Origin of the sequence: Thalassospira sp. UBA848, assembly GCF_002295455.1 — a bacterium.
Taxonomy (GTDB): domain Bacteria; phylum Pseudomonadota; class Alphaproteobacteria; order Rhodospirillales; family Thalassospiraceae; genus Thalassospira.
On record NZ_DBGS01000055.1, the window covers coordinates 39,074 to 46,653 of the forward strand.

The 7,580-nt window shown below is 53.9% G+C and carries 6 protein-coding genes; 3 read left to right on the forward strand and 3 right to left on the reverse strand.

What is annotated here, in order from left to right; translation table 11 throughout:
- Positions 1-58: 58 nt before the first annotated feature.
- The gene (locus B2R48_RS07270; protein ID WP_296999135.1) at positions 59-1,867 is read right to left on the reverse strand and encodes an ABC transporter ATP-binding protein; all 1,809 of its coding nucleotides are present in this window, start codon (positions 1,865-1,867) and stop codon (positions 59-61) included.
- Between the two features lie 175 nt (positions 1,868-2,042).
- On the opposite strand from B2R48_RS07270, the gene B2R48_RS07275 reads away from it, so the two are divergent.
- Positions 2,043-2,840: a hypothetical protein gene (locus B2R48_RS07275; protein ID WP_296999137.1), complete on the forward strand. Its 798-nt coding sequence runs from the start codon at positions 2,043-2,045 to the stop codon at positions 2,838-2,840.
- A gap of 15 nt (positions 2,841-2,855) precedes the next feature.
- Here B2R48_RS07275 and B2R48_RS07280 read toward each other — a convergent pair whose 3' ends face one another.
- Positions 2,856-3,998 carry a glycosyltransferase family 4 protein gene (locus B2R48_RS07280; protein ID WP_296999139.1) on the reverse strand — a complete coding sequence of 381 codons (1,143 nt, stop codon included), beginning with the start codon at positions 3,996-3,998 and terminating at the stop codon, positions 2,856-2,858.
- Complete coding sequence (locus B2R48_RS07285; RefSeq protein ID WP_296999142.1) at positions 3,995-4,912, reverse strand: UDP-2,3-diacylglucosamine diphosphatase; 918 nt, start codon at positions 4,910-4,912, stop codon at positions 3,995-3,997. Before B2R48_RS07285 ends, B2R48_RS07280 begins: the two co-directional genes overlap by 4 nt.
- A gap of 218 nt (positions 4,913-5,130) precedes the next feature.
- Here B2R48_RS07285 and B2R48_RS07290 point away from each other — a divergent pair, with 218 nt between their 5' ends.
- Together B2R48_RS07290 and B2R48_RS07295 are read left to right on the forward strand one after the other, a co-directional pair.
- The gene (locus B2R48_RS07290) at positions 5,131-6,078 is read left to right on the forward strand and encodes a diacylglycerol/lipid kinase family protein (RefSeq protein ID WP_296999144.1); all 948 of its coding nucleotides are present in this window, start codon (positions 5,131-5,133) and stop codon (positions 6,076-6,078) included.
- A gap of 386 nt (positions 6,079-6,464) precedes the next feature.
- The coding region (locus B2R48_RS07295) for a HAMP domain-containing protein (protein ID WP_296999146.1) at positions 6,465-7,580 on the forward strand (1,116 nt) is incomplete at its 3' end.

A 7,580-nucleotide genomic window follows, 5' to 3' on the forward strand; every position in this document is an offset into this window, starting at 1 on the left:
TCGCTTTTTATGATCCGTTTATGCCACTGCACGCAAGTTTGTCCCGAAGTTGCCCGGATCAGTTTCCGTTTTCTTCCGAGAATTGCAAGTTATAGAGATGGGCATACGCCCCTCCCTGTTCGAGCAATTCGTCGTGTTTGCCCTGTTCGGTGACGCGCCCGTTGCTGATGACGCAAATCTTGTCGGCATCAACGATGGTCGACAGACGGTGCGCGATCACAAGGGTGGTGCGCCCCTTCATCAGTTCGGCCAGCGCCCCCTGAATGTGGCGTTCGGATTCCGTATCAAGGGCGGATGTGGCTTCATCAAGCAACAGGATCGGCGCGTTCTTCAGCATGGCACGCGCAATGGCGATACGCTGACGCTGCCCGCCCGACAGCTTCACACCATGTTCGCCGACAATCGTGTCATAGCCATGTTGCAGCTGTCCGATAAAGTCATGGGCAGCGGCCTGCCGTGCGGCTTCTTCGATTTCGGCATCCGATGCCCCGGCACGACCATAGGCGATATTGGCGCGCACGGTATCATCAAACAGGGTGATTTCCTGACTGACAAGTGCGGTCGCCTTGCGCAGGCTTTCAAGCGTCACATTCCGGATATCCTGACCATCAATGGTGATAGCACCCTGATCAATGTCATAGAAACGCGGGATCAGGTTGAGGATGGTTGATTTACCTGCACCAGATGGGCCGACAAGGGCAACAGTTTCACCCGCCTTGATATCCAGATCAATCTCACGCAGCGCTGTGATTTCCGAGTTATAGGCAAAGGCAACGTTTTTGAAGTTGATGTTGCCGCCCGAAACCACAAGGTCCTTGGCATCGGGGGCGTCCTTGATTTCCGGTTCGATATCAAGAACCGTGAAAACACGCTGGGATGCAGCAAGGCCTTGCTGCAGAGTGATGTTGATGTTGGCCAGACGTTTGACCGGCTCATAGGCAAGAAGCAGTGCGGTGATAAAGGCAAAGAAGCTGCCCGGGTCACTTGCACCATCAATAACGCGGCTACCACCATAAATGATGATTGCGGTAATCGCGGCACCACCAAGTGTTTCCATGATGGGGGATGAACGTGCGCTGACGGTCTGTGCCTTGAAGCTGAGATTGAAGACGGTTTCAACCAGCTTGCCCATGCGCGAGCATTCATAGGGCTCCATGCCGTAGGCCTTCACATGGCGGATGCCCTGGAAGGTCTGTTCAAGCAGGGTGGCGAATTCGCCAATTTGTTGCTGGGTATTGGCGGAAACCTTGCGCATGCGCTTGCCCAGCCGCGCAATCGGATAGATCGCCGCAGGAAATACGGTAAAGGCGATAATCGCCAGCAGCCAGTCCTTGTAGAACATGACGCCGACCAAAACGATGGCGGTCAGAAGATCCTTGCCAAACCCGGTGAGCGAGTTTGAAACTGCTGCACGCATTGCAGTGATATCATTGGTAAAGCGTGTGATCAGCTTGCCGGTATTGGTGCTGTGGAAAAATCCGATATCCAGCCGAATGACATGCTCATAAAGGTTGTTTTGCAGATCGGCCAGAATACGCCCGCCAACATAGCTCATCAAAACGGTCTGGCCATAGTTGGCAAAGCCCTTGAGCGCGAAGGAGCCAAGAACCGCCGCGCCAACGGGCACAAGCATGTGTTCCTTCTTGTTGATGAAAACATCATTGATGATCGGATCCATCAAAAGCGCGTAAAGACCGGTCGCACCGGCCATCGCCGCCATACACAGAAGGGCAAGCAGGATTTTGCCAAAATAGGGGGCAACCGCATCTCGCACGATACGCTTGACCAGCGGCCAGGTACCCCAGTGTTCTGCAGTATGATCCAACGAATTCTTTGGCAATGATTTGATCCCGGCCTTCTTTGCCATTTCCAGATTGTATCGAACTGATACTATCGTTATGGATACGGCATTATAAAAGTAAATTGCACGCGCTGTTGCTAGCACGCTCGGACAAGGGCGGCAAGCTGCTGAAACGCTTTATCGGACACAAAAATGGTCTGCATTACAGCAGATTGCCAACTGCGACATATAAGACAAATAAATGAACGAGCAACTCCACGCACTTGTTGAAAGTACCCTTGCCAAGGGTGTGGGGGCGCGTGTCTTTCCGCTGCGCTGGGACAACCGTCGTATTTGGGTGAAGCAATCTGTTCGAGCCAAGCACAAGGTCTGGCACCGGGTTCAGCGTTTTGCGGCAAACATTACAGGCATCCAGTTATTGCGTCCGACGGTGTCGCCGGGCGGACAGGCCGGACTTGAAAGCGAAGCTGCAACATTACGCAAACTAGCCCAGGTTGGCGTTCTGGTCCCTGATCTGATTGATGTCGCAGATCACTGGATTGCCATTGGCGACAATGGCCGCATTCTGAAAAACTGTATCGAAGATGACGTGCTGAAAGGCGACGATAACGCCGTTCGCGCGTATGTTGTCGATGCTGGCAAGGCCTTGGCACGGTTGCATGGCGAAGGCGTTGCACATGGTGCGCCGCTATTGCGCAATATGACCCTGCGTGATGATGGTCAGATCGGTTTTATTGATTTCGAAGAAGACCCAAACGCGCGTATGCCGCTTGCCGATGCACAGGCGCGTGATGTTTTGCTGTTTGTGTTTTCCATCCAGCGCGAGTTCAAAAAACGCCCGGAACTGCTGCGGTCCGGTTGGCAAGCATATGTTCAGGCCGCTGGCGAAACCGCCCCGCAATTGGTGCCGCTGCGTAAGGTGGTCCGTCTTCTGCGGCCGATTTACCTGCTGCTGCGTCCGTTCCGCCGTTGGCTGGGCACAGATGCGCTGAACGGGCTTTGGGCCTATCGGACGTTGCGCAAAAGCCTTTACCGTTAGGCTTGAATGCCCGGCCTATTGTGCAGGTTGGCCGATGGGCGCGGTCCCTGTATTTGCGTCGGTACCCCGGTCGTCGGCGGTTGCATCCGGCCTTGTCGTGCTGGCGCATGCAACATCATCCAGCGACACACGCACCGCCTTGATCCCGTCAAATCCACCGGAAAACGGTGCGAGATTGTGCAGGAACTGGTTGGCCGAGTTCCGCCAGCTATATTGTTCGGCCAGTGCGCGGGCATCTTCGCTTTTCAGATCCAGTGCGGCCAAGGCAGCCTCGCGAAGATCGGCATCAATCGCCCCGGCCTTGGTGTCGCGCACGATGTCTGCTGGTCCCTGAACAGGGAAGACGGCAACCGGGGTGCCTGATGCCAGTGCCTCAAGGATCACCAGCCCGAATGTGTCGGTCTTGCTGGGGAAGACAAAAACATCCGCCGCGGCGAATGCTGTCGCCAGTTCCTCACCAACTTTTTTGCCAAGGAACTGCGCGTTGGGATACTTGCCCTTGAGTTCATTCAGCTGCGGGCCGTCGCCAACAACGAACTTTGTGCCGGGCAAATCAAGGTCAAGGAAATGGCCGATATTCTTTTCCACCGCGACACGGCCAACAAACAGCCAGTGCGGTTTGGGGAAGTCACCAAAGCTCGCGTCCGGTCGTGGGCGGAACAGATCAAGATCCACACCGCGTGACCAGATGTGCAGGTTGTTAAAGCCCCAGTCGGACAGTTCCTGACGCAGGGTTTCGGTCGCGACCATGACCGATTGCGATTTGCCGTGGAAGTGCTTCATGCCGCGATAAAGGATCGAAAGCGGCAGACGCCAGCGGGCATGAATATATTCCGGGAAGCGCGTGTGATAGGCGGTCGAAAACGGAATGCCGTTTTTCAGGCAATAGGCCCGTGCAGCCTGACCCAGTGGCCCTTCTGTTGAAATATGAATGGCGACGGGATGAAGGGCCTCGATCATTTTGGCCATTTTGCGCTTGGCAAAAAGGGCCAGCCGGATTTCCGGATAGGTCGGGCAGGGGATGGTTTTAAACTGATCGGGTGAGATGACATGAACGTCATGCCCCATCTCGCCCAACTCGCCCCGTACGGTTTCAAGGGTACGGACTACACCGTTGACCTGCGGATACCAGGCATCGGTTACGATCAGTATTTTCATGCAGTCTTTCCAATCGGTGCATCATTGCCCTTTTTCGATGAGCCTGATGCAGAAGAGCCCGAATTATGGGCGGTGCGGAACATGGAAATCAGTTTGCCAAGGCCAAGCGAAGGCGCGCTTGCGGCGTCGCGACCGGGACTTGAATGGCTCATCGCCATCTGGCGCATTTCAGCCCAGTGCAGCAATTCAAGCTTGCCATCCATGTCTTCGACAAGGGCAGTGCAGCTTTCGACCCAGTCCCCGTCATTGCAATAGAGCACATCACCGATTTCGCGCTTTTCAGCGTGATGGATGTGTCCGCAAACCACACCGTCCACCTTGCGTTTTGCAGCTTCGTGGGCGACGGCATTTTCAAAGTTGCAGATGAACTGAACAGCGTTTTTGACCCGGTTCTTGAGATAGGCCGAAAGCGACCAGTACCCATAGCCGAGGCGACGGCGCAGGTTGTTGAAATGGCGGTTCAGGGTGATGGCAAGGTTGTATGCGGTATCACCCAGATAGGCGAGCCACCTAGCATATTTGACGACCCCGTCAAATTCATCGCCATGAATGACAAGCAGGCGTTTGCCATCAGCCGTGATGTGGATGTCGTTCATTTTGACGTCGACATGGCCGAATGTCATGTCGACAAACTCACGGGCGAATTCATCATGGTTGCCGGGGACGAAGATGACTTTGGCGCCATTCTTTGCCTTTTCCATGATTGTCGTGATCACGGCATGATGACTTTCCGGCCAGTACCAGCTTTTCTTGAGTCGCCAGCCGTCAATGATGTCACCGACCAGATAATAGGTGTCTGCCGTTACTTCGTTGAGGAAATCCAATAGAAGGTCTGCCTGACATCCACGTGTCCCCAAATGGACGTCTGAAATCCAGACCGTGCGGTAATGCGGTTGCAGCGTCATCGCTGTCATTGCCGCTCCTCCGTATCCTGCCAAAAGGACGGCTGGAATTCGACAATTTGTCTTGCCGAATACTGTCCCCAACCAGTATCCGTTTAAAACAAATCATGCGATTATATAACCCGTTCACAGAAATTTCGCGGTTCTGTAAAGCAACTGTTACAATTTTTATTTCATATGTTAGGGCGCATGAAAAATTTATTTCATTTTTATTTCGGAAGTTGGTCCAGATGCCCGATACGGACGTGACTGTCATCTTTAATCCGCGTGCCGGGGGCAACAAACAACGGTTTTTGTCCCAGATATTGCAACATGCCGGTGTCAAAGTGGACTTGCTTCAAACCACCCATCCGGGACACGCCCGTGAACTGGCGCGCAAGGTCCGCGCGCATCAACGTCTGTTTGTTGCGGGCGGTGATGGATCCTTGAATGAGGCGCTGAACGGGCTGCTTGATGCCCAGATCGAAGGGCACGAAGTCCCGCCACTTGGTATTATTCCGCTTGGAACGGCCAATGTGCTGGCGGTTGAGGTCGGTCTTGAGGTCAAGGCAAGGGCGATTGCCGATTACATCAACAATCCCGGCATGGTCTGGGTGCGTCCGGGACTGGTTAATGGCCGGGCATTCTTTTTGATGGTCGGCATGGGCGCCGATGCGGATACGGTGGCCAATGTATCGCTGCGCCTGAAACGCCTGATCGGCAAGGGAGCCTATGTTCTTGAAGGACTGCGCAACATCTTCTTTCCGCGTCATCGTGATTTTGAAGTCAATATCGGTCGGGAACATTACCGGGTGTCGGGTGTGGTCGTGACCCATGCCCGCCATTATGGCGGGGCATTTATCATCTCGCCAGAAGCCAGCTTGACCGAGAACAGCCTTGATGTGGTCATGATGCCCGGTAACGGGATCGGTGCCCTGTCGCGTTATGGCTTGGCGCTGACCTTGAACCGCTTGCATGTACAAAGTGATGTTTCGGTGGTCCGGGCAGAGCGCATCACGATCAACAGTCATTGCGGACCGGCACCGCTGCAGATTGATGGGGAAAGTGCGGGTAAACTACCTTGTGAAATCAGTCTGTCACCCTATCCGGTAAGGTTGATGGTGCCGCCAGCATATGCGGCGCTTGCATCCGGATCGGATGATGTTCCGAAGGATTTGCTTCGCATTGCCGCAGACTAGCAGACACCCCGACTGGGCAGTTGAGACACTACCGGCGCGGCGTGTTGCGAGCATGGCTTAGCAATAAAATTCAACCAGCTTGTATGGCGGAAATTGATGCCTGTGGATCAGTGTGCCTCATCATCTGGTCATTAATTGATCCGGTTGAACTTCTTTTTGTGATGAAAGAAGAATGTCTCCTTGAAGTTGCATTTCCTTTCCCCACTTTCATTTCAGGGCGGTATGTATGCCTGGTTATTCCCCGTCCTCGTTTGGGGATAGGGGGGGCGTTGCGCGTTGCATTAGTCTGAGCTGGCGAAATTGATAACGGTCTTCGCCCTATATGGAGAATGACAATGGTTTCGGGGTCCTCTGCTTTGGTTCTTAACTCAGGTGGGTTGGCTAATATGCGGATAAAATCAAAAATTCTTGCTGGTTTTACGGTGGTGTTGGCAATTCTGATTGCCGCGCTGGGGTTTGCTTATTTTACCTTCGTGGCGGTGTCGCATGATGTCGATGAATACGCACATTATGTCGAAGAAGCAGCCCTGATCAGCGAGATCGAAACACAGTTCCTGCGCTTTAACAGCCATGCACGTGAGTTTGCCAATACCGCAGACCCGGCAGATGCCGAAGCAGTGATTACTTATGCCAAACAGCTTGAGCTGATGCTTGAAGATGCACACGAGCAGTTTATCGGCGAAGAGCACCGGAGCCGCATCAAGCATATCGGTCAGGAGCTTGACGTTTATCTTGCAAGCTTTGCTTCGGCCAAAAGCCTCAGTGACGAGTATCATTCCCTGATCCTTGATCGCCTGGAACCAGACGGGATCAAGATCGTTACCGATCTGGACAAGCTGGTGGCACATGCCGAGGATACCGGCGATATCGAACTGCTTAAACGCACTGTGGCCGCGCGCGAGCATGCCCTTCTAGCAAGGCTTTACGCCAATATCCTGATTGGTCGTCAGGATGACAGTTTCGGTGCCAAATCTGCCGACGAATTTGCCAAACTTGAAGCCGCACTGGGCCGCATCGGGGATCAACCATTGTCTGGTGAACTTGTCGCCGTCCTTAACGAAGCCAAGGAACTGTTCGCTGATTACCGGCAGGTATTTGACAAGATCCGGGCTGATGAACTGGAAATTGTCGCGACCGTTCATGGCACCATGCGCGAAGCGTCCGAGGGCATCATCGCCGATGCCGAGGCGCTGAAACAAGAACTGGTGGTGGCAGAAAAGAACATCTTTGAAAAAGTCGTCGGCGAAATCATTCTGGCCGAAACCGAAATCCTGATCGCATCAATCAGTGGTGCGGTTCTTGGCATGATCCTGGCCTGGGTTATGGGCGACCGTTTGTCGCGTCCGATCATTGCCATCACGGCCATCATGCGCAGGCTTGCTGATCGTGATCTGGGTGTTGAAATCCCCGGACAGTCCCGCAAGGACGAGATCGGCCAGATGGCACAGGCGGTTCAGGTGTTTAAAACCAATGCCATTCGCAACGACGAACTCGAAGCCGAA

Excerpts from the sequence above, each read along its gene's own strand:
- B2R48_RS07290 (WP_296999144.1), top strand. The coding sequence starts at position 5,131 with ATGCCCGATACGGACGTGACTGTCATCTTTAATCCGCGTGCCGGGGGC.
- B2R48_RS07270 (WP_296999135.1), bottom strand. The coding sequence starts at position 1,867 with ATGGCAAAGAAGGCCGGGATCAAATCATTGCCAAAGAATTCGTTGGAT.
- B2R48_RS07275 (WP_296999137.1), top strand. The coding sequence starts at position 2,043 with ATGAACGAGCAACTCCACGCACTTGTTGAAAGTACCCTTGCCAAGGGT.
- B2R48_RS07285 (WP_296999142.1), bottom strand. The coding sequence starts at position 4,912 with ATGACAGCGATGACGCTGCAACCGCATTACCGCACGGTCTGGATTTCA.
- B2R48_RS07280 (WP_296999139.1), bottom strand. The coding sequence starts at position 3,998 with ATGAAAATACTGATCGTAACCGATGCCTGGTATCCGCAGGTCAACGGT.